Here is a 19,961-nt window from a genome sequence, read left to right as displayed (position 1 = left end):
TTCATTTAACCGGCATAAGGAACCGTTATCAATTGTCCGTTCTCATCGTATACCGGATTTTCTGCCAGATAATTTTTCAATGTTTTAGCTGCTTCGATAATCTCTTCTGTCGTATTGAATTCAGTTCGACCCGTAATTTCGATAATCAAACGGTATTTTATGGCAGAGTATTCGCCCAGGTAACGTTCTCCGAGTTGATTCCACCAAACCGGTTTCAAAATTACTTGTTCGTAAGGTTGGTAAACATAGAAATCGCGGCGATGAGATCCGGCTATGAAGGAGAAATTGAAATAACGGCTGTTGTTGTATTCTTCAATTCCCTGATTTGCGTCAACGGTAAGGATAACAGTAGCATTCCCATTTCCCGTGGTTCGGGAGAAATGGATGTATTCACTATCGCCTTCGCTAATTTCAACAACCCAATCGGTATTACTCTCGACGGTCAGCCGGCAAGTATCCCCTGCAGCAGAGAATGTAGAGATATATCCGGGAGTGATTTTAAGAAGGATACCGTCCGGAACAAAATCGGAATCTGATTCGATATCGACCCGTAAACTGTTGTTGTTGTATTTTTCCAATAGTTTTTCGGGAAGTTTACCGTTTAAATCAGGATTCCCCCATAAATTCAGACTAGTCAGATTAATAAGTCCGTCCAGAGAAGCAGGAACAGTGGTGAGCCCGCAATTTTCCAGACTTAAATCGGTGATCGTGGTCATTGTACCGATCCAATCCGGGAACCCGTTTTTACTGAATGTCGGTGAAGATATACTCAGTGTAGTAAGGGATAAACTCTTGATCGGTTCGATTTGTGAGGGTTGCAGATCGGTATTACAGATTCTCAACTCTTTGAGTGAGCTCAGATGCAGGGAGGATGGAAGCTGAAGATTATTGAATCCTATGAGCGTCAGCTCGTTCAATTGTGAACAGTTCCATAAACTGGCCGGGAAAGTATTGTTATTTATATTCATCTCGGCTTCGAGTTCCAGTACTCTGAGATTGCTCAATTTCGTGAAATCGGTTTCTATGGTGATGCCCTTTTTATTAAATCCAGCGAGACCGATATATTCCAGTTGGGTGAGATCGGCGATATGGGCCGGGAACACTGTCGTATTCGAATAGACAACCAGATAACGTAAATTTGCCGGAAATACCGGAAGTGTATTTTCAGCTGTACAGCTGATGGATAATTGTTCCAGCGTAGTCATATCTTTCAGGAATACCGGAATTTCTGTCAGCGGATTATCATCGAAATTGAAAATCTTTAATGCTGTCAATTGTTTAAAAGATTCCGGCAGACTCCATGAAACACCCAGTTCTTCATCAGGAGTAGTTGTGTCGCTCATTGTCCCGGCAATCGCTTTGGTTGCGTAGTTACCTAAGTACTTGAGTTCGTCGTATCCGATTCCGACAACCCGTCCTTCCTCGTTCAGGGTAACCCCTTCCCATAAACTGATCTTTTGGCCTGCCCGTTTCCATTGTAAAGCGTAATCATTGTCGGCAGGTAAAGCATCCCGTAAATCGAACATAGCCTGACGGTCGGTTTCCGATACTGTAGGTAGCGCCGGTAAATGAAGACAGGCTGTTCCGTTTTCATCGATTACCAGGGTTTGCGGGTTACACATTCTGATATCATAAAGTGTCGTACCCAGGCTGTCCAGACAAACGAAATCGGTTATGGTATATTCCCCATCGCTTAATTTTTCCCGGCCAAAGAAAGACTGTGTAATTAACAGGGTATCCTTATCCGATGAACATCGGGGACTATGGAAATAAACTGTCTGGTCGGTCTTTTTATTTTTAATCGACAGGTGGATATTCCGGATACTACCTACGTTCATTTGGTCAGCAAAAGTAAGGTGGAGATGTACGGTATCCAATAAAAGCATTTCATTGGCGGTCACATCTTCTGAAATAGTCGCTCCCCATGGAGTGGTTTCCATATCGAAGGTGATGTTCCAAATCCCTCCGGTCAGGTTAGAGGTGGCATGAATGGTATGGATTTTATTGGCTTCTACTTTATTCTTCAAAGGAATGTCAAATGTTTTAACGCCTTCGTTGCTTTCCAGTACAAATTCGAGTGAAGCGACAGAATCCGTGGTGGGGAAAGTGATGGCCTGACCGACATATACACCGTCCTGTTTTTTAGCCATCGGGATATTCAGCTTGACGCTTTCTCCTTCGGCTTCTCCGTTGAACCGGATCTTTTTAGGAGATCCGGTTAAAGCGACCGATTTCACAGTTACATCGTTGCCGATCCCTTTGAGTTCGATATCCATGCGTCCCACAAGGCGTTGCAGGGCGGCATTACTCTTGCTGTCTTTTCCAACGGTGAGGGTATCGATGCCTTTGAAAATACTTCCGGCACTTAAAACATTACCTTCCGATTCCTCCAGAGAGAGGGTGATGTCTTCTAATTTCTTATCTTCCTGAATACCGCTGATTAAATCCGATTTGATGTTGGAAAGATAAGCGAAAGTATACTGTCCGATGGGAAGTTTGACCGGAGAGACACTTTTCAGATTTTCGTATTCGCTATGTCTGACGAAATTTCCTGTTTCGTCGTAGATAAGCACGTGAAAGGTTTCGACGATATTACTTAATTCCTCTGCGCTGAGGTTAGCCTGAGCTCCGCTGAAATTCAGTTGTACTCCTCCTTCAGGGACTGTCGTGAGCGTATCTTCCTTTTGACAGGAACAAAAAAGAACACTCCAAAGCAGAACGATGCTATAGGTTATTTTTTTCATATCTTGATTCTTTTTGGATTATAAAACGCTTACTTCTTCTTCGAGTGTTAACTGCCAATCTTCGGCTCCACTTTTCGTTATGGCTTTTTTCCGGAGCATGAAATTCAATTCGAGTTTTTTGTTGGCTTCGACTGCATTTTTACCGGTAAACTCGAATATTCTGGGATTGTAATTACCGTCTGCGTCATAACTATCGATTACTATCTGACCTTTTACTACTCCATTGGTCGGGAAAATATAGTTCCAGGAATTGTCTGTTGGAATATATTTGCCATAGTATTCAAGTTCACCTTCATAATTTCCTAAATAGATTTCTGCAGGGGAATTTGTAATATAGCAATCGGGGGTATTTTGTATATTTAAAGAGTCTAAATTGGTGATATTAACTTTAATTCCACCGACTAATCTTTGGAGTTCAAACTTCTTTTCTCCTGAGATGGGGTCTGCTTTCAATACTCCACCGAATAAGTTACCGGATGTATTTTCGTGTTTTTCGATCCCGATGCAGTCCCGATAAAAGACCATATGATCTTTCAACTCTTCGAGAGAACCCGAACAAGCTATCGTAATAAAGGTGTAAGGTTCCGGCTCCAGATCCTGGAATGCAACCGGATCTCCCCAAGCCAACTCTTGTTGAAAATAGATCGGTTTGACCGGAGTCGAACTCTCGGGGAAATAGAATAAGAACAAGGAATCGATTCCCGATTGATAAATAGAATCTGTGCTATACAGGGATAAGGCAAAATTTTTTCCGGTAACGACCGGTTGCTCTTCCTGTGTCTCTGTCGAACAAGAAAAGAGAGAACACAAGATGATAAAAAACAGTAATTTCTTCATGGTCTGTGATTTTGCAAGATTAAACGAACGATTATATTAGCGTAATAACTTGTCAAATCGTATTTATGCGCAAATTTTTGTATAAAATTGACGGCTAGATGTTTAGTTTGTATAAATTTTTCATACATTTATCTCACATTTTGTATTTTATTTAACCCAAATAATCGTCTATTTTTTTTGTTACAACTATTATAGCGGTTAGATCTGATTTCTGTAACTGTCGTAACTAAAAAATTCCAGGATTTATTTTTTCTTTCTATTCCGATTCCGGGTTTTGTGCCGTCAGCACTACAAGTCAAAGGAAGGAGAAGGAAAGTTTTATTGAATAAAAAGACAGGCCTCTATCGGAGCAGGAATACCTGAGTTACCTAACCGGATTTTTATAAAACACTGATTTACAAGCAAAATCTTAATATGAGGGGTTCAGAAAATATCTGTTTTGTAGGAGTTCATATTTTTAAGGTCGCCGTTCGTTTCCCATGAAGTGCTAGCATCAGTCGAAGGTATTTGTGTTCGGTGACCATTGGAGCTCTGGCGAGTGGTATCTTACTTTTTTCTGAACGCCCTGGTGTCTGACGGAAATGTAACGTAAAGTTTTTTTGCGAAGTGAGGAGTTCCGCCGGTCAGTGAAAGAAAAAGCCAACTGACCGACAGAAGCGACCGGGTCACCGAACACGAACAAGTACAAAATGCCAGGTCTTTCCGGCAAAGCCAGAAAAAGATCAGCGTCCCTTCCGGGCTACGCTAATCCTTCGACGTTTTACCGATCCATTCACGGATACCGTTCTCGTCCATTCGGTTCAATAGCTTTCCCTCTTTCCAGTTCAGGTCGGGATAAGCCTTTTTCAATGCGCCGACACTGTTGGTAATGCCGCTTCCACCCGATGTAGCGAAAGGAATAAGAGTCTTACCTGCCAGGTGATGAGTTTCAATGAACGTATCGATAATACGTGGAGCAAGATTCCACCAGATCGGATAGCCGATAAAAATCACATCATAATCGGCAATATTCTTTTTCGCTTCCTGAATGGCCGGACGCGACTTCGGATCGTTCATCTCTACCGAACTACGCGACCTTTTGTCATTCCAGTCGAGATCGGCATTTGTATACGATTCGACAGGGGTTATCGCATAAAGTTCTCCACCCGTAACCCGGGCTAATTTCTCAGCTGCACGTGCCGTAGTTCCTGTCACCGAGAAATAGGCAACAAGCGGCTTGTTATCCGATTGTTTCATATTTTGTTTTTCTTGGGCATTCGAGGCAGTCGCCATTCCAACGACCACCAATAATACGAATATAAATTTATACATAGAAAGCCGGTTTTTATTTTTGAATTTTATTATATGCTTCATCGTTTACAGGTTCGAGCCACTCGTTAGAAGAGCCTTCTCCCGGAATCTCGAACGCCAGGTGAGCGAACCAACTGTCGGCTGCTGCCCCATGCCAATGTTTCACGTTAGCGGGAATATGGATCACTGTGCCGGGTAAAATTTCTACGGCCGGTTTACCCTCTTCCTGATACCAACCTCGTCCGGCAACACCGATAAGCATCTGTCCGCCTCCCTTTTTCGCGCGGTGGATATGCCAATTGTTCCGGCAACCCGGCTCGAACGTGACATTGGAAATATAAACCTGTTCACGCGATATAGGTGCAAGATAACTATTGCCGGTGAAATACCGGGCATAGGCCGCATTCGGTTCTCCGATGGGAAAGATCATCTCACGTTGGAAAGCAGCTTTCGCCTCCTCACCGTTCGTATCTTCGGCCCACACTTCCTTGGCAAGCCGGAACGCAGCCCAAGCTTTCGGCCAACCCGCATAAAAACCGATGTGCGTGATAATCTCTGCAATCTCTGTTCGGGTAATGCCGTTGTTCCGGGCCGATTGCAAATGGAATGTCAGCGAACTGTCCGTTATCCCCTGACTGATGAGTGAAGTGATTGTTACCAAACTACGGTCACGCAAGCCGAGTTTGTCCGTACGACTCCAAACTTCGCCGAAAAGAACGTCGTCATTGAGTTCTGCGAATTTGGGAGCGAATGTTCCCAACTGGTCACGCCCCGCTGTTTGTTTGATTTTTTCCTGTGCCATACCGATTGTTGTTAAAATACTGAATACTAAAAATAAATAGATCTTGTTCATAATGGTATTTATTGGATAAAGTTATGTTTCAAGAATAGTTATCCGACAAGGATTTTCCTTTTCACGAACAGCATACATAGTCAATACACCGGGTTCACGACGCAAGGATATTTCACCGACTTCAGTAGCATATTTCAGATAGGCGTCGAGATATTCCGGCCGAACTTCAATTTTCGACAAGCGCACGATACCGTCCGAAGCCATAGTAATCCTGATAAATTTTACCGGTACACCGCCGACAACCGTATTCACAGCTACATCGCTCGTAACAACAACTCCAGCGCTTACCACTGCATTATTCAATAAAAATTCTACATACAAAAATACTGCGTTGCAAAAAAGTCTTCGTATCTAAATTACAGATTCTTATACCATTTTTCCGTTTTAACCCGTTTTACCATTCAATTGAAGAAGCCACTATTACCGGATTTTACAGATTATCGACCAAAAGTGTCGATTTATGGAACGAGCGCAGGATTTCAATTAAAAAAAATACAATTTCGACACTTTTCTTTGCAAACGTCTGCACAATTATATGTCCTTTGATCTATTTTTTTATTTGCCGCAAAAGGTTATCTTTGTCCGGTTTATGCGCTAAACGAGTGGTGATTAGCAATATATTAATCTATAAAAGCGATAAAAATGGTATATTCACAGGAAGTACAACACATGTGTGTTGTCAAAAAAGGTCCGAACCATGGACCGGCCCCAATTCCTGAAGAAGGCAAATGGGTGAAAGCAAAAGAAATCAAAGACATCTCAGGTTTAACCCACGGTATCGGTTGGTGTGCTCCTCAGCAGGGGACTTGTAAACTGACCCTGAATATCAAAGAAGGGGTAATCGAAGAAGCCTTGGTGGAAACTATCGGTTGTTCAGGAATGACCCACTCGGCAGCTATGGCTGCAGAAATCCTGCCGGGCAAAACGATTCTCGAAGCATTGAATACCGACCTGGTTTGCGATGCGATCAACACAGCTATGCGTGAATTATTCCTGCAAATCGTATATGGACGTTCACAGAGTGCTTTCTCTGAAGGCGGACTGGTGATCGGTGCAGGCCTCGAAGATTTGGGTAAAGGTCTGCGCAGCCAGGTGGGAACCATGTTCTCTACCAAAGCAAAAGGCGTTCGTTACCTGGAACTGGCTGAAGGATATGTAACCCGTTTGGCTCTCGACGAAGACGACGAAGTATGCGGATACGAATTCGTACGCCTCGGTGTTATGATGGACCTGATCAAAAAAGGCACCGACGCTAACGAAGCATTGAAGAAAGCCACTTCAAACTACGGACGTTTCGCCAATGCAGCTAAATATATTGACCCACGTCACGAATAAAACAGGAGGAACACACTATGGCAAAAAGAGAAGTAAAATTTGAAAGTCAGGATCGTCGGATCGCTCAGATCAACAAAGTATTGAACTCCTATGGCATCGCTTCTATCGAAGAAGCCGAAGCAATTTGCGACGCAAAAGGAATCGATCCTTATCTGGAATGTGAACAGACTCAGAATATCTGTTTCGAAAATGCAAAATGGGCCTACGTAGTCGGGGCTGCTATTGCAATCAAGAAAAATTGTATCCATGCGGCCGATGCTGCCGAAGCTATCGGCGAAGGCCTGCAGGCTTTCTGTATTCCCGGATCGGTAGCCGACGACCGCAAAGTAGGCCTGGGCCACGGTAACCTCGCAGCCCGTCTGCTACGCGAAGAAACACAGTGCTTCGCTTTTCTGGCAGGCCACGAATCCTTCGCGGCTGCTGAAGGTGCTATCAAAATCGCTGAAATGGCCAACAAAGTTCGGAAAAATCCGTTGCGGGTGATCCTGAACGGCCTGGGAAAAGATGCTGCTATGATCATCTCCCGGATCAACGGTTTTACTTACGTACAAACCGAATTTGATTACTATACCGGCGAACTGAAAGTTGTTAAAACCAAAGCTTACTCCGACGGCCCCCGGGCAAAAGTAAACTGCTACGGAGCCGACGATGTACGCGAAGGCGTCGCTATCATGTGGAAAGAAGACGTAGATGTTTCCATCACCGGTAACTCTACCAACCCTACCCGTTTCCAACACCCCGTTGCCGGAACTTACAAAAAAGAACGTGTACTGGCCGGTAAACCCTATTTTTCAGTAGCATCAGGCGGAGGTACGGGCCGTACCCTGCATCCCGACAATATGGCTGCAGGCCCTGCTTCCTACGGCATGACCGATACACTCGGACGGATGCACTCGGACGCACAGTTCGCCGGTTCATCTTCCGTACCTGCCCACGTAGAAATGATGGGATTCCTCGGTATGGGTAACAACCCGATGGTAGGAGCGACTGTAGCTGTTGCCGTTTCTGTTGCACAGGCACTGACCAAATAATCGGATCATCGTTATCCAGATACAAAAATCCTGCAGGTCCACTCCCGCAGGATTTTTTATAATTGTTTTAGATTACACACGAACAATAATATAAAAAAATGAAGCGTATAGTTTTTTTGGATTACGTGCGCGTATTCGCATGCTTTTTGGTTATAGTCGTTCATGCCAGTGAAAATTTCTATGGCGCCGCCGGTTCCACCGACATGGCAGGACCACAATCTTTTCTGGCCAATGAGTCCGATCGGTTGTGGGTGTCCATTTACGATGGTTTCTCACGTATGGCTGTTCCGTTATTCATCATCGTCTCCGCCTTTCTTCTTACACCGATGAAAGAAGAGTTGACCTCCTGGCAGTTCTACCGCCAGCGTTGCATCCGTATCCTGCCCCCGTTTCTTCTGTTCATGGTGTTATACAGTACCCTGCCCCTGCTGTGGGGACAAATAGATGCAGAAACATCGGTAAAGGATTTATCTCGAATACTACTCAACTTCCCGACACAGGCCGGACACCTGTAGTTTATGTATCCCCTGATCAGCCTTTATTTATTCATTCCCGTCATATCTCCCTGGCTAAAAAAAGCTACAGCCAAAGAAGAACGTTTCTTCATCGGCCTGTTCCTGTTATCGACCTGCATGCCGTATCTCAACCGCTGGTGGGGAGAAGTTTGGGGACAATGTTTCTGGAACGAATTCCACATGCTGTTCTATTTCTCCGGCTTCCTCGGTTACCTGGTCATGGCACATTATATGCACACCCACCTCACCTGGAGCCGCTCCAAACGCCTCAGAACAGGAATCGCTTTGATGATTATCGGAGCAGTGTGGACGATCTACTCGTTTTATATCCAGGCGATACCCGGAGAAAATCTGTCCACTCCTGTTATAGAAATCGGATGGGCTTTCTGTACCATCAACTGTGTGCTCCTTACTACAGGTACCTTCCTGATGTTCAGCTGTATAAACCAGCCGAAGTCCCCGCGGCTCATCACCGAAATATCGAAACTCAGCTACGGCATGTACCTGATGCACATATTTTGGCTCGGCCTATGGGTAACGGTATTCAAGCATAACCTGGCATTTCCTACTGTCGCCGCCATTCCCTGTATTGCAGCAACGACATTTATCTGTTGTTTCGTGACGACAAAGATAATCTCGCTCATACCGGGCAGTAAATGGATTATAGGATAAAAACGCATACTGCCATTTTGAGCAAGGTATCCAATCGGTTACACCTTACGTCACCGATTGGATACAACAAAAAACTACTTCGTACAAAAACAATTTTACCGAAAACCGATAGAAAGATAATCCGGCCGATCACTCACTATGCCTCCGTCCGCTGAAAAGAGACACAATCCATAGCAAAACGATCGCCCCGATCGTAGCCACAACCAGACTGCCGATAATCCCACCGGTCGAATAAATACCCAGCAGACTGAACAACCAGCCCCCCAATACTCCTCCGATTATACCGACAACCAGATTCACGATCAATCCGAAACCTCCGCCTCGCATAATCTTACCGGCCACATATCCGGCCACAATTCCGATAATAATAAACCAAAGAAATGACATAATCCTATTATTTTCTTTGTTATACTCCAATCCGAAAAAATAGTTCATCTTTCCCCGCTAAAAATTTTTCCCTCGTAAACCATTATGAACTTGCCCGACTTATAATCCCGGCGAATCAGAACTTCACCAACCCGATTTCCGTAAACTTCCAAAAAAACAAAAAAATGATACGTAGCGGAATTTACACATTAGGAATCATCGTATTAACCGGAATCTTAGTACCGGCATACGCACAACCCGGGACGGACACCACCTGGAAAAGGGGTGGAAACATCGGGATAAACTTAAGCCAAGTCAGCCTGAGCCAATGGGCTGCCGGAGGTGATAACGCAGTAGGATTCAACCTGCAATTCAACTACTTTGCCAACTATAAAAAGGCGAAACACCTCTGGAACAATCGTCTGGAACTCGACTACGGTCTGAATAAAACCAAATCGGACGGCACCAAAAAAACAAACGACAAAATCTACCTGTCTTCCACCTATGGATACGAAATAGCGAAAAACTGGTATGCCAGTGGATTGATGACCTTCCAGACCCAATTTGCTAAAGGATACGACTACAACGTCGACCCGGACGTGTTTATCTCGCGTTTTATGTCTCCGGGATACCTCCTGATCGGTGCCGGTTTCACCTGGACCCCCAAAAGCTGGTTTACAGCGACCTTCACTCCAGCCACCTGGAGAGGAACTTTCGTCAGCAGTAAAATCCTTTCCGACCAGGGAGATTTCGGAGTTACCCCGGGTAAACACCTCTTTTCCGAATTCGGTGCTAACTTACGCATGGAAGCCAAATACGAATTCCTGAAAAACATGACCGTGTTCTCCCGGCTCAATCTTTACAGTAACTACCTGAAAGACCCCCAGAACGTCGATATCAGCTGGGATGTACAACTCAACATGGCTATCAATCAATGGTTCTCCTGCAACATCACCACCAATATGATCTACGACAACGACACCAAAATCTTACAAAAAGACGGAACCAAAGGCCCCCGTCTGCAATTCAAAGAAGCCCTGGCCGTCGGTTTTCAGGTTACTTTCTAAAATTCCGGGACAGCCAAATCTGTCCCTAAATTATTTTCACACAATATGGTGATCAGAGAGTCCAAATATTGGTTAGGGCATATCCGCTCCAACGTCTGTTTATAATTTGTAATGACCCGTCCTCAGATAATACTTTCCGAAGATTAGTTACCAGGTTTTTCAGTGCACACCGTTTCCCTTCATTAGCCATTCCCTTTCCCCAAACCCCTTCACACAAATCCACCGAACTCACATTTTCATTTATAAAACGGCACAAAATTGCCAGTAATTTAGCCTCGTTCAATTTTAAAATTTCTTTATGGTCTCCGATCATCAAAACACCAGAAGTGATATGAAAAGTCGTAAGTTCGGAAAGTTTGCAAATCTCATTTCTTTGCTGTTGTTTCAATGCCCGTTTATAAAGTGCTTTCAATCGATTGACCAACTCTTCGGGCTGGCAACTCTTACTGATAAAATCTTCGGCTCCGACACTGAAAGCATCTTCCAGGCGTTCAGACTCATACAATGAAGAATAGAACACAATGGGCACCCATTCGTCAATACGTTTCAATTCACAGATCAAGTCCCATCCATTTTTTCCCGGCATATCTATATCCAACAAAACCATATCCGGTTTTATCTGTTGAAATATCTCCCGGGTCTGGTATCCATCCTCTGCAATTACGACAGAGAAACCGTTTTCCTCCAATAACATCCGGATAGAAACTGCCCAATCCGGATCGTCTTCGGCATACAAAAGTCGAATAATATCTTCCATCATCTATGCTTTAATACGAATCACAAAATTACACCCTTTACCCCAATCGCTTTCCACCCATACTCTCCCTCCATGTGCCCGGGCAATCATCATGACATAACTCAGTCCCAAACCATATCCTTTCACTTTCCGGTTTTCTCCTTTGACAATTCGATAATTCCTTTTAAACACATTCTTCAGTTCCGACTTATCAATCCCTCGTCCATTGTCTTTGACCGAAATCTCTACATATCGTCCTATCCTTCTGCAAGTGATATCAATCTGTACCCGATCATCGGAATATTTCCATGCATTCTCCAACAGATTCCAAATAGCTCTCGACAAATGATATGCATCTGCCCGGATCAATGTATTCTCCATCTGCATACTCACCTGAAGCTTTATCTCTTTCTCTCCTGTCACCGATCTTTGCCAATCTTCAGTCAACTGTTGTATAAAAGTACTGATCTCCAATTCTTTCATTTCTACATGTAAACCTTTATAATCAATAGAATCTTGTAACAGTTTGTCGATAGAATCCAGCAACTTTCCGGTTTTTGTCTGAGCTAAGGTATATAATTCCTGTTGTTGAGGGGAAAACGGAGCCACTGATTCTTTCTGAATCAGATAAAGTTTCATTTTCAAATCATTGATAGGAGATTTCAAATCATGATTAAGTGCCTGCACAAAAAGCTCTAAATTCTCCATTCGCTTTTTATTCTGACGGATTATCCGGAATAACATAAAAATACAACTTCCTAAAAGGAATATTCCTCCCCAAACCATGATCATATATCTCCATTCCAATATAAAAAAATATTTCCATGGAAATGTATAGTATACCGTCAGTCGGTGTCCGTCCAAAAAGCCCATAGGAACAGAATAGCTGTCGTCCAATAAATTTTCACCATTCACAACCCCGTAATAATCTAATCGTTTACCTGTACTGTCAGTCAATACAAGCGTAAAAGGCATCCTCTCGTATTCAAACTTTTGTTGTAAAATACCAGCTAATCGTTTCAAATTCCAACGCTGAGGATCACGTATATCATAAAGTGCCTGAACTACATTAGACTCAATGTCAATCATTGTATCAACTTTACAGGAATTTATAATACCACCCCTCGTAATAATTATGGTCGACTTATCTTTGGCAGAAACAAGCTCTTTCCCTAACTGAGGGCAAATGACATTAGATTCCCGTATAGACTCAATAAAAGAAGATTCAAATTTACCAGAAAAAACTTGGTATTGCTTTTGGTAGGAACTTATCACAATAATAACTATCATTAAAATAATCAACGTAATAGCCACCAAAGTTATCCATCGACTTACATTTAATTCTGTCCTCCTTCTGACTACCATTATACAAATCTTATACAATTCTTCAGCTACAAAACTAAACATATATTAATTTAGCTCATAACTTTGGACTTGAATTTAACACATAAACCTACATATGAAACAAAAAATAATTACAATATTCATTCTTTGCATGTGTATTTTAGGTTTAACTATAACACAATCCATAAATATAAATGAAGCTTCAATTTCAACAAAAAATATTGAAGCTTTGGCAAGCTCAGAGTCCATCAATTTTGAATGTAAGACAGCAGGCGGCATTTGTTGGAAAAATAATTTACCAACTTACGGTATCCATTTTGAAGTTCCTGAAAAATAATGAAAAAAACGATACAGACCATATTATTGGGTTTCCAGTTAATCAGCTTTAGCTGTTCGGTATCTGATCCCTTGGATTCGGAATCTGTTTCCATTAATACAGACCAGGCAATTACTCTTAAAACAGTTCAAGTCAGTAATCTGAAAGATCAGGGAATATACCAAGTTTCCGGTATTATAAAACAAGGTGATCAGCTTATTATAGGCGATCGGATTGGTTTACGCCACGCGGTAAACATTGATCTGCGATCCCAAGCGCAGAAAAATTTGTTTCCGCGTGGTCGAAGCCACAATGCAGCAGTAGCTGTTACTTCGCTATCTACCAATAGCGATTCAGAAATTACTGCTTTTGACTTCCGTCAAGGCAAACTATTGATCACTCCGACAGCCAATACCCCCCAACCCCGTTCCACTGCTTCCTCTTTCATACAACTCCCAACAGAGCAACAGCATATATCAGCTATAAAAGCAGGTCCATTTGTTATTGCAACAGGAATATATGAAGAAGGACGATATTTATTATACTCACCGGAAGAAAACAAGGCTGCCTACTTTCTTACCTATCCCGATCATCCGTCTTATCCGAATATTCAGGAAAAGACCAAAGGAGTATTGTATGCCAGTACGGTTTTAAAAGCACGTCCCGATAATCAAGCTTTCGTTTGTGCAGATATGTACAGTGGGATTATCGACATCTGCCGTATCGAAAGCAATCAAATCGAACGTATTCAACAACATTGCTTTCATTACCCTAAAGTAAATATCAAAGAAGGAAGCAGATTTCCCGATGTCGCTTATTCACAGAATAATTATTTCGGTTTTTCAGATATAGCTGTTTCGCAGGATCGTATCTATGCCATCTATTCCGGAAAAACATATAAAGAAAGTGGAAAAAATTTCCAGCACTGCCAAACTTTATTGGTATTCGACTGGGACGGAAATTTATTGAGCAATTTTAAACTGGAGGAACCTGTCACCCATATTACTTATGACACAAAAGAAAAAAAGATTTACGTTTCAAACACTTCTTTATTCCAATTGAAGAACCTATAAATATTTAACGCGATCATCAATGATCCATTTATTATACAGGATTGCATATTTAGTCAATATAGTTTTTTTAATCTAAAACAGAAAATATGAAAAGAAAATTAATTTTAGGAAGTTGTGTATGCATTGTAATAACAATTTTCAATTTTGCAAATATGCTAAATGTTGATGACTTAAAATTAGAACTTCTATTCGATAAAATAGAAGCCTTAGCCGCTGGAGAGACTTTGCCTCCTATTGATGTTATTTGCTCAAATGCTGGTTGGGGTAGATGTTGGGCCATAGATAAATACGGATCACTTCCCACAAGCTTCAAATGCTATTTTACAGGAGACCAATCACATCTTTGTCCAAAACCCTTTTAATTAACAAACTAAAACTTAAAGAAAGTATGTCAAATATTAAAATCAAGCTCAAATAGAAATAAAAAGAGAATAGAATAACATTTTGACATACTCTCTTTTGATAATAAAAACAAATTTTAATGAAATATCTATTTCTACTTATTATATTTATTATAATATTTTCCAGCTGTCAACCAACAATCAATGAAAAAAGTATTTCAGTAGATATCGGTAAAATTTCTTCCTTACCTCCTGAAACACTTTTTACTTCAGCGAGAATAATTCCACTTGAAACGACAGATTCTTCCTTAATGGCCCAGATAGACAAGGTGCTCGTGCATAAAAAAACAATCTACCTACTGGATGCAAGACAAAATATAGTATTTGTTTTCAACGACAACGGAAATTTTCTATTTAAAATAAATCAAAAAGGAAGAGGACCGGAAGAATACAATTTTCTTAACGACATCAATATAAATCCCTATGAGCAAACCCTTGAACTATTGGATCCCATGGGAAATTTATTAACGTTCGATACGACAGGAAAATTTATTGCAAAAGTTTCTCTTCCGAAAGAGATTCCCGCCTATCACAAATTTGGATATATCGATCGGGAACATATTGCTTTCTGTTGCGAACACAATGAAAACATCCTGAGTATTTATTCCAGAACATCCGGAAAAATTACAGGCAAATACATTAAAAATAAGAAAAACTGTGCTATCGGACTGCCTTCTTTTTACACCTATAACGACACAACTTACCTCTCCAGATTTCTTTTCGACCAAGTATATTGTGTAAGTAAAGAAGGCCCCAAAATTGCATACGAATGGTTCATTCCCGGCCATGACTACGATCCACTCAAAACGATACCGGACTATGACAGGAATAACTTTCAGGAATTCAAAGAAGTTGTAGACAATCTACCTTGTACATATTACAAAAATTGGCAAAATCAAGATTATCTGTATACTGTCATTCAGATAAAAGGAAAAGAAGACTGTATCAATATTTTCTATGAAAAACCGACAGGTAAAAGTACGGTATTCGATAAATTAGAAAAAGAGATTTCCTTTGTAGCCGATTATATGGATGACAGTACGGCTATTGGCATTATCCAGAGTTCCGAGATGGCTAATTATCAAAATCTTAATATCCTGGATACTTTTAGTCGGGAAATAATAAAACACTACGATGATGTAACCTCTAATCCATATTTGATAGAATATATATTCAAATAATAGATAAGGTAGTTATGTACATTTACCCATTAAACCACTTAACTAATTCAAAGTAAAAGGATCAGATGCATTTTACAAACACTGGTAATCCGCTATTAATCTACAATATATACTCCTTCTTACAGCTGTATATCAGCAGATTGAATAAAAACATAAAGTCTGAAAAATCAAAAACATTTACAGGCTTATTTCAATAAATATACTCATTAATTTAATAGTACATCTCAAAAATAATTATGAAATTAAAATATGCAATCATTGCGACTATTATTTTTAATTTAGTGCTCATATCTATATTTCTATGCCGACAATACAAGGAATATCATAATAGAAAACATGATTATATACGTATTATTGAAGCAAGTAAAGCAAAAATTATAAAAGAAATAGAAAATACAAATTTTTATTCGGACACAGATCCCCAAATAGATAAATCCGCAAAAAATGTGTTAGTTTTTCATTTCTCGATGCAAGCTTGCCAACCTTGTCTTGAGGGGATACGGGAAATCATAAAATCGGAATTCCCCGATTATGCAAAAAATAAAAATATTATATTTTTTTCAAATGACATAGAAAATAGATTAAGAAAAAACTTCTTAGGAAAACAAATTATCTCTTCATTGAAAAAAGAAGATAAACTTCCAATAAATAAATATGCTACCCCATTATTATTCACAACAGATTCAAACAATATTATACAAAATGTATTCATTCCAGATAAAGACAATATAGAATCGCTAAGAAACTATTTAAAAAGAATGAAAATAATTTTTAGCAATAATAGATAATCTGATTAAATCGTAGACTATATACCAAAGAAACAAGATATGGCATTTGATTACTATAGATTTGAACATTTTGCAGAAAAAAGAGCTGAGAGTAGCTAAAATCGAAACTTATTTTCAAAATGATATCGATTATTGGATGTCACCCGATTATTCCTATCTTGTAGATAATGCTTTGATTTATAGCATACTTCCTTCAAAAGTTGTAGATAATAGTTCAAGTTCAAATACATTAATTTCAAACTATAATAAAACAGTAATAGAGAAATTAATCAGTCAGACTAAAATAGACGATAATCCAATCATTATGTTATGCCATCTAAAATAATCTAAATGAAAAACATTTTTTATATTCTATTTATTGCTTTTTATATCAATGTACTAATAATGTGGACTTTTATAATCAAGCATTACAGAAGAGTACTTTTAATCTAGATTCAACAGAAATAATTATATTAGTTCCAGGCTCAGGATGCTCAGGTTGTATAACTAAAGCAGAACATTTTATTGCCAAATATTTCAATAAGCTCAATAAGGTGAAATTTATATTAACAAATATTCAATCATATAAAATATTAAGATTAAAACTTGGAGAAGAAGCATTTCATTCACCTCTTCTGTACCTTGATAAAAATAATGTTTGGTATAATACAAAAAATGAAAATAATATTTATCCTCAAGTATTATTTATAAACAATAAAAAAAATAATTGAAATAATAGAAATTTCACCATACAGCAAATTAAATTTAGAAAAAATCAGACAAAAATACAATAAATCCATCCCAGTATCCTAATTTATAGAAGCAGTTATATACCATTTACGCCTACAAACGTAGTTTTATTTCGTTACCGATTCGCCTGCAGAGATCGGTTTTGGTAATCTAGTCGCTTTAGTCGGTCGGCTGTCTTTATCTCTCCCTGACCGACACAACTTTTCAAGGAGCTACCGCCATTCCATCCGTACCCCACCTCCCGTCCGCCACCAGCAACCACACAAAATCCATCCGTCCCCGTACAGGACGATATGAATGGACGCTTCGCCTCTCTTGGGAAAACCGAAGCCATGTCGGGGTGAAGGAGATGACTTATTACACAAACTCCCGACAGGTATACAGCGTTTCGAGGATCTTCGCTCAGAGAAGGGTTATATGCAGACAAAAGGGAATTCTCCGATTCCTGTGTCACCCGTAATGAAAGGCAACGTACCAGCCTGTACTTAAGATCATTTCGTTACTGATTCGTTTGCGACGACCGGTTTTTCCGACCGGGGCTGACGGTATAGATCCAGGAATCGGAATAGAAAGAAAAAATATCCGCTTATACCGCTTTCACCGTTTACTCACAAACTCCCGGATAAAGGCGGTCGTTTCGTCGATACCGTAAACGGAAGAACTGATACACAGGTCGTATGACTCGGCAGCTCCCCAGATTTTGTCGGTATAGTAATTATAATAAGAAGCCCGGGATTTATCTGCTTTCCGGATATATTCCTCGGCTTCTTTCTCTTCGATATGAGCATACTCGACAGCCCGCCGGATCCGGTCCTCCATACGGGCACTGATAAAAACACTTATGCAATTTTCATTATCCCGCAAAATATAGTCTGCACAACGGCCAACCAGGATACACGACTGTTCGGCAGCCACTTTACGGATCACATCCGACTGAATCTGAAACAACGATTCGTTTGACAGGTAATCGTTACTTTGAAAAATGGCGTTATTCATCGAAAAACCCATAGCTAAAGCTTTCAGCAGGCTACCGGAATTCCGTTCGTCCGCTTTCTCGAAAAATTCACCGCATATGCCGCTTTCTTTCGAAGCCAGGTTGATCAATTCTTTATCGTAAAACGCAATACCCAATTGTTCAGCCAGCTTCTTACCGACATAGCGGCCACCGCTACCGTACTGTCTTCCGATGGTGATGATTATTTTCTTTTCCATAAATATCAGTTTACAAACTCTATTACAAAGCTACCGAATCTTTTGCATTATTCAATCCCCCGGTCTTGAATTTCTTCAATTGCCAGCCCAACATCAACCCGGTCGTAATCGAAGCGATAAAATCCGCTACCGGAATACTTCCCCAAACGCCGTCGGTACCCCAATAATGCGGCAGGATAAGAAGACAGGGCAATAAAAAGATCAATTGGCGGGTTAAAGACAGGAAAATCGCTTTTCCGGCCATCCCGATCGACTGGAAAAAACTCGAGGATACCATCTGGAAACCGACTAAAGGGAAAAACAAAAGAATCAGGCGCATCCCATGTTCGGCAATATCGATCAAATCGGAATCACCGGTAAACATCCGGATAATCGTCCGTGGAAAAATCTGACAGATCAAAAATCCCAGAGTGGTCACGGTAATGGCACATAAGGTCGTATATTTCAATACCTGAATCATCCGGGACAGCTGCCGGGCACCGAAATTATATCCGGCAATAGGTTGCATCCCCTGATTAAATCCCATAACGATCATGATGAACAAAAACACAATACGGTTGACGATCCCATAAGCTCCGATATACATATCTCCCCCGAAATCTTTCAATCCATTATTGATCAGCAAAACGATCAGACAACTACAAAGATTCATCAGGAAAGGCGACAACCCGATAGCCAGCATTCCTCCGACAATATGCCATCTGACCTTGAAAATTCCTTTTTGAAAACGAATAAAACTTTTCGGACTGGAAAAATGGTACAACACCCCGAGCAAAGCCAAAAACTGGGCACAGATCGTCCCCAGGGCAGCTCCCTTGATTCCCATATCCAAAACAAAAATGAAAAGTGCATTCAGCACTCCGTTGATCAAGACGGCAAACAACGTCGCCATCATCGCCCTTTGCGGGTAACCCGAAGCCCTCATCACCTCATTGAGCCCCATATAAATATGAGTAATGAGGTTACCATAAAGGATTACCTTCATATAATCGCGGGCATACGGCAAAGTGTCCGCACTGGCCCCGAAAAAATAAAGGATCGGATCCAGAAAAATCAGGCATACCGTCATAAACAAAAAACCGATCACGGTATTCAGCAAAAGTACATTCCCGAGCACCGCCTCGGCACTTTTCAAATCCTTTTGTCCCATCTTCACAGACACCAGCGTAGAAGCTCCTACTCCCACCAGAGAGCCGAAAGCCGCCGCCAAATTAATAAAAGGGAAAGTCACGGCCAAACCGGCAATTCCCAATGCCCCCACCCCGTGTCCGATAAAAATACTGTCCATCATATTATACAACGAAGCAGCGGTCATTGCTACGATCGCCGGGACAGCATAACGCATCAATAATTTCTTAATATCCTCTGTTCCTAAAGACAGAGGCGATTGTTCCGACATAAAATAAATTTTAAAATTAAACACTCATGCCACCCACCTCCTACTAAAAGTCTTTTTTTTACTTTCTACCTT

Annotated in this window: 20 protein-coding genes and 2 pseudogenes; 11 read left to right on the top strand and 11 right to left on the bottom strand. The window is 40.9% G+C overall.

Annotation, left to right across the window (positions count from 1 at the left end; genetic code table 11):
- Positions 1–5 precede the first annotated feature (5 nt).
- The 5 genes and pseudogenes from ODOSP_RS14735 to ODOSP_RS18970 all read right to left on the bottom strand — a co-directional run.
- A complete protein-coding gene (locus tag ODOSP_RS14735; RefSeq protein ID WP_013613093.1) occupies positions 6–2,744 on the bottom strand; it encodes a FimB/Mfa2 family fimbrial subunit in 2,739 nt (912 codons plus the stop codon).
- An 18-nt stretch (positions 2,745–2,762) separates the two neighbouring features.
- Positions 2,763–3,581 (bottom strand): hypothetical protein, encoded by an 819-nt coding sequence (locus tag ODOSP_RS14730; protein WP_013613092.1) that lies wholly within the window; start codon positions 3,579–3,581, stop codon positions 2,763–2,765.
- A 744-nt stretch (positions 3,582–4,325) separates the two neighbouring features.
- Positions 4,326–4,892, bottom strand: a complete 567-nt coding sequence (locus ODOSP_RS14725) for a flavodoxin (RefSeq protein ID WP_013613090.1) — start codon at positions 4,890–4,892, stop codon at positions 4,326–4,328.
- A gap of 13 nt (positions 4,893–4,905) precedes the next feature.
- Positions 4,906–5,724 carry a carboxymuconolactone decarboxylase family protein gene (locus ODOSP_RS14720; RefSeq protein WP_013613089.1) on the bottom strand — a complete coding sequence of 273 codons (819 nt, stop codon included), beginning with the start codon at positions 5,722–5,724 and terminating at the stop codon, positions 4,906–4,908.
- 24 nt (positions 5,725–5,748) lie between these two features.
- Positions 5,749–5,928, bottom strand: a pseudogene (locus tag ODOSP_RS18970) (putative quinol monooxygenase); the annotation flags it as partial.
- Between the two features lie 438 nt (positions 5,929–6,366).
- Between ODOSP_RS18970 and ODOSP_RS14710 the strand changes: the two are divergent.
- From ODOSP_RS14710 to ODOSP_RS14700, 3 genes and pseudogenes are all read left to right on the top strand, one after another.
- Positions 6,367–7,059 carry an iron-sulfur cluster assembly scaffold protein gene (locus ODOSP_RS14710; RefSeq protein WP_013613087.1) on the top strand — a complete coding sequence of 231 codons (693 nt, stop codon included), beginning with the start codon at positions 6,367–6,369 and terminating at the stop codon, positions 7,057–7,059.
- A gap of 17 nt (positions 7,060–7,076) precedes the next feature.
- Positions 7,077–8,090, top strand: coding sequence for a GGGtGRT protein (locus ODOSP_RS14705; RefSeq protein WP_013613086.1), 1,014 nt, complete (start codon positions 7,077–7,079; stop codon positions 8,088–8,090).
- Between the two features lie 98 nt (positions 8,091–8,188).
- Positions 8,189–9,277, top strand: a pseudogene (locus tag ODOSP_RS14700) (acyltransferase).
- A gap of 129 nt (positions 9,278–9,406) precedes the next feature.
- Here ODOSP_RS14700 and ODOSP_RS14695 read toward each other — a convergent pair.
- Positions 9,407–9,664 carry a GlsB/YeaQ/YmgE family stress response membrane protein gene (locus ODOSP_RS14695; RefSeq protein WP_041557489.1) on the bottom strand — a complete coding sequence of 86 codons (258 nt, stop codon included), beginning with the start codon at positions 9,662–9,664 and terminating at the stop codon, positions 9,407–9,409.
- 164 nt (positions 9,665–9,828) lie between these two features.
- Here ODOSP_RS14695 and ODOSP_RS14690 point away from each other — a divergent pair, with 164 nt between their 5' ends.
- Complete coding sequence (locus tag ODOSP_RS14690) at positions 9,829–10,710, top strand: DUF3078 domain-containing protein (RefSeq protein WP_013613084.1); 882 nt, start codon at positions 9,829–9,831, stop codon at positions 10,708–10,710.
- 52 nt (positions 10,711–10,762) lie between these two features.
- On the opposite strand, the gene ODOSP_RS14685 is transcribed toward ODOSP_RS14690, so the two are convergent.
- Both ODOSP_RS14685 and ODOSP_RS14680 read right to left on the bottom strand, forming a co-directional pair.
- Positions 10,763–11,467, bottom strand: coding sequence for a response regulator transcription factor (locus ODOSP_RS14685; RefSeq protein ID WP_167535998.1), 705 nt, complete (start codon positions 11,465–11,467; stop codon positions 10,763–10,765).
- 3 nt (positions 11,468–11,470) lie between these two features.
- On the bottom strand, positions 11,471–12,535 hold the full coding sequence (locus ODOSP_RS14680) for a sensor histidine kinase (RefSeq protein ID WP_041556927.1): 1,065 nt from the start codon (positions 12,533–12,535) through the stop codon (positions 11,471–11,473).
- A 370-nt stretch (positions 12,536–12,905) separates the two neighbouring features.
- Between ODOSP_RS14680 and ODOSP_RS14675 the strand changes: the two genes are divergently transcribed.
- The 7 genes from ODOSP_RS14675 (at position 12,906) to ODOSP_RS14645 (ending at position 17,259) form a co-directional block, all read left to right on the top strand.
- Complete coding sequence (locus tag ODOSP_RS14675) at positions 12,906–13,127, top strand: NVEALA domain-containing protein (RefSeq protein ID WP_013613081.1); 222 nt, start codon at positions 12,906–12,908, stop codon at positions 13,125–13,127.
- The gene (locus ODOSP_RS14670; RefSeq protein WP_013613080.1) at positions 13,127–14,179 is read left to right on the top strand and encodes a BF3164 family lipoprotein; all 1,053 of its coding nucleotides are present in this window, start codon (positions 13,127–13,129) and stop codon (positions 14,177–14,179) included. Before ODOSP_RS14675 ends, ODOSP_RS14670 begins: the two co-directional genes overlap by 1 nt.
- An 86-nt stretch (positions 14,180–14,265) precedes the next feature.
- Entirely contained in the window at positions 14,266–14,541 is a 276-nt protein-coding gene (locus ODOSP_RS14665; RefSeq protein ID WP_041556923.1) for a hypothetical protein, read from the top strand.
- 119 nt (positions 14,542–14,660) lie between these two features.
- On the top strand, positions 14,661–15,761 hold the full coding sequence (locus ODOSP_RS14660) for a 6-bladed beta-propeller (protein ID WP_013613079.1): 1,101 nt from the start codon (positions 14,661–14,663) through the stop codon (positions 15,759–15,761).
- Positions 15,762–15,997: 236 nt separating this feature from the next.
- On the top strand, positions 15,998–16,549 hold the full coding sequence (locus ODOSP_RS14655) for a hypothetical protein (RefSeq protein ID WP_013613078.1): 552 nt from the start codon (positions 15,998–16,000) through the stop codon (positions 16,547–16,549).
- 70 nt (positions 16,550–16,619) lie between these two features.
- Positions 16,620–16,874 carry a hypothetical protein gene (locus tag ODOSP_RS14650; protein ID WP_147347749.1) on the top strand — a complete coding sequence of 85 codons (255 nt, stop codon included), beginning with the start codon at positions 16,620–16,622 and terminating at the stop codon, positions 16,872–16,874.
- Positions 16,875–16,935: 61 nt separating this feature from the next.
- A complete protein-coding gene (locus ODOSP_RS14645; protein WP_041556917.1) occupies positions 16,936–17,259 on the top strand; it encodes a hypothetical protein in 324 nt (107 codons plus the stop codon).
- Positions 17,260–17,490: 231 nt separating this feature from the next.
- Here the strand turns inward: ODOSP_RS14645 and ODOSP_RS19970 are convergent, their stop codons facing one another.
- The 3 genes from ODOSP_RS19970 to ODOSP_RS14635 all read right to left on the bottom strand — a co-directional run bounded on the left by ODOSP_RS19970 (position 17,491) and on the right by ODOSP_RS14635 (position 19,889).
- Positions 17,491–17,643 (bottom strand): hypothetical protein, encoded by a 153-nt coding sequence (locus ODOSP_RS19970; protein WP_167535997.1) that lies wholly within the window; start codon positions 17,641–17,643, stop codon positions 17,491–17,493.
- Positions 17,644–17,875: 232 nt separating this feature from the next.
- Positions 17,876–18,490, bottom strand: coding sequence for a cytidylate kinase-like family protein (locus ODOSP_RS14640; RefSeq protein WP_013613077.1), 615 nt, complete (start codon positions 18,488–18,490; stop codon positions 17,876–17,878).
- Positions 18,491–18,512: 22 nt separating this feature from the next.
- The gene (locus ODOSP_RS14635) at positions 18,513–19,889 is read right to left on the bottom strand and encodes an MATE family efflux transporter (RefSeq protein WP_013613076.1); all 1,377 of its coding nucleotides are present in this window, start codon (positions 19,887–19,889) and stop codon (positions 18,513–18,515) included.
- Between the last annotated feature and the right edge of the window lie 72 nt (positions 19,890–19,961).

It is taken from the genome of Odoribacter splanchnicus DSM 20712 (assembly GCF_000190535.1).
Classification (GTDB): domain Bacteria; phylum Bacteroidota; class Bacteroidia; order Bacteroidales; family Marinifilaceae; genus Odoribacter; species Odoribacter splanchnicus.
Note: the sequence above shows the minus strand (reverse complement) of the source record. Positions and strands in the feature narration are given on the sequence as shown.

Bases quoted from the DNA above. Each gene is read 5' to 3' on its own strand.
- ODOSP_RS14735 (WP_013613093.1), bottom strand. From the start codon at position 2,744: ATGAAAAAAATAACCTATAGCATCGTTCTGCTTTGGAGTGTTCTTTTT.
- ODOSP_RS14730 (WP_013613092.1), bottom strand. From the start codon at position 3,581: ATGAAGAAATTACTGTTTTTTATCATCTTGTGTTCTCTCTTTTCTTGT.
- ODOSP_RS14725 (WP_013613090.1), bottom strand. From the start codon at position 4,892: ATGTATAAATTTATATTCGTATTATTGGTGGTCGTTGGAATGGCGACT.
- ODOSP_RS14720 (WP_013613089.1), bottom strand. From the start codon at position 5,724: ATGAACAAGATCTATTTATTTTTAGTATTCAGTATTTTAACAACAATC.
- ODOSP_RS14710 (WP_013613087.1), top strand. From the start codon at position 6,367: ATGGTATATTCACAGGAAGTACAACACATGTGTGTTGTCAAAAAAGGT.
- ODOSP_RS14705 (WP_013613086.1), top strand. From the start codon at position 7,077: ATGGCAAAAAGAGAAGTAAAATTTGAAAGTCAGGATCGTCGGATCGCT.
- ODOSP_RS14695 (WP_041557489.1), bottom strand. From the start codon at position 9,664: ATGTCATTTCTTTGGTTTATTATTATCGGAATTGTGGCCGGATATGTG.
- ODOSP_RS14690 (WP_013613084.1), top strand. From the start codon at position 9,829: ATGATACGTAGCGGAATTTACACATTAGGAATCATCGTATTAACCGGA.
- ODOSP_RS14685 (WP_167535998.1), bottom strand. From the start codon at position 11,467: ATGGAAGATATTATTCGACTTTTGTATGCCGAAGACGATCCGGATTGG.
- ODOSP_RS14680 (WP_041556927.1), bottom strand. From the start codon at position 12,535: ATGATTGACATTGAGTCTAATGTAGTTCAGGCACTTTATGATATACGT.
- ODOSP_RS14675 (WP_013613081.1), top strand. From the start codon at position 12,906: ATGAAACAAAAAATAATTACAATATTCATTCTTTGCATGTGTATTTTA.
- ODOSP_RS14670 (WP_013613080.1), top strand. From the start codon at position 13,127: ATGAAAAAAACGATACAGACCATATTATTGGGTTTCCAGTTAATCAGC.
- ODOSP_RS14665 (WP_041556923.1), top strand. From the start codon at position 14,266: ATGAAAAGAAAATTAATTTTAGGAAGTTGTGTATGCATTGTAATAACA.
- ODOSP_RS14660 (WP_013613079.1), top strand. From the start codon at position 14,661: ATGAAATATCTATTTCTACTTATTATATTTATTATAATATTTTCCAGC.
- ODOSP_RS14655 (WP_013613078.1), top strand. From the start codon at position 15,998: ATGAAATTAAAATATGCAATCATTGCGACTATTATTTTTAATTTAGTG.
- ODOSP_RS14640 (WP_013613077.1), bottom strand. From the start codon at position 18,490: ATGGAAAAGAAAATAATCATCACCATCGGAAGACAGTACGGTAGCGGT.
- ODOSP_RS14635 (WP_013613076.1), bottom strand. From the start codon at position 19,889: ATGTCGGAACAATCGCCTCTGTCTTTAGGAACAGAGGATATTAAGAAA.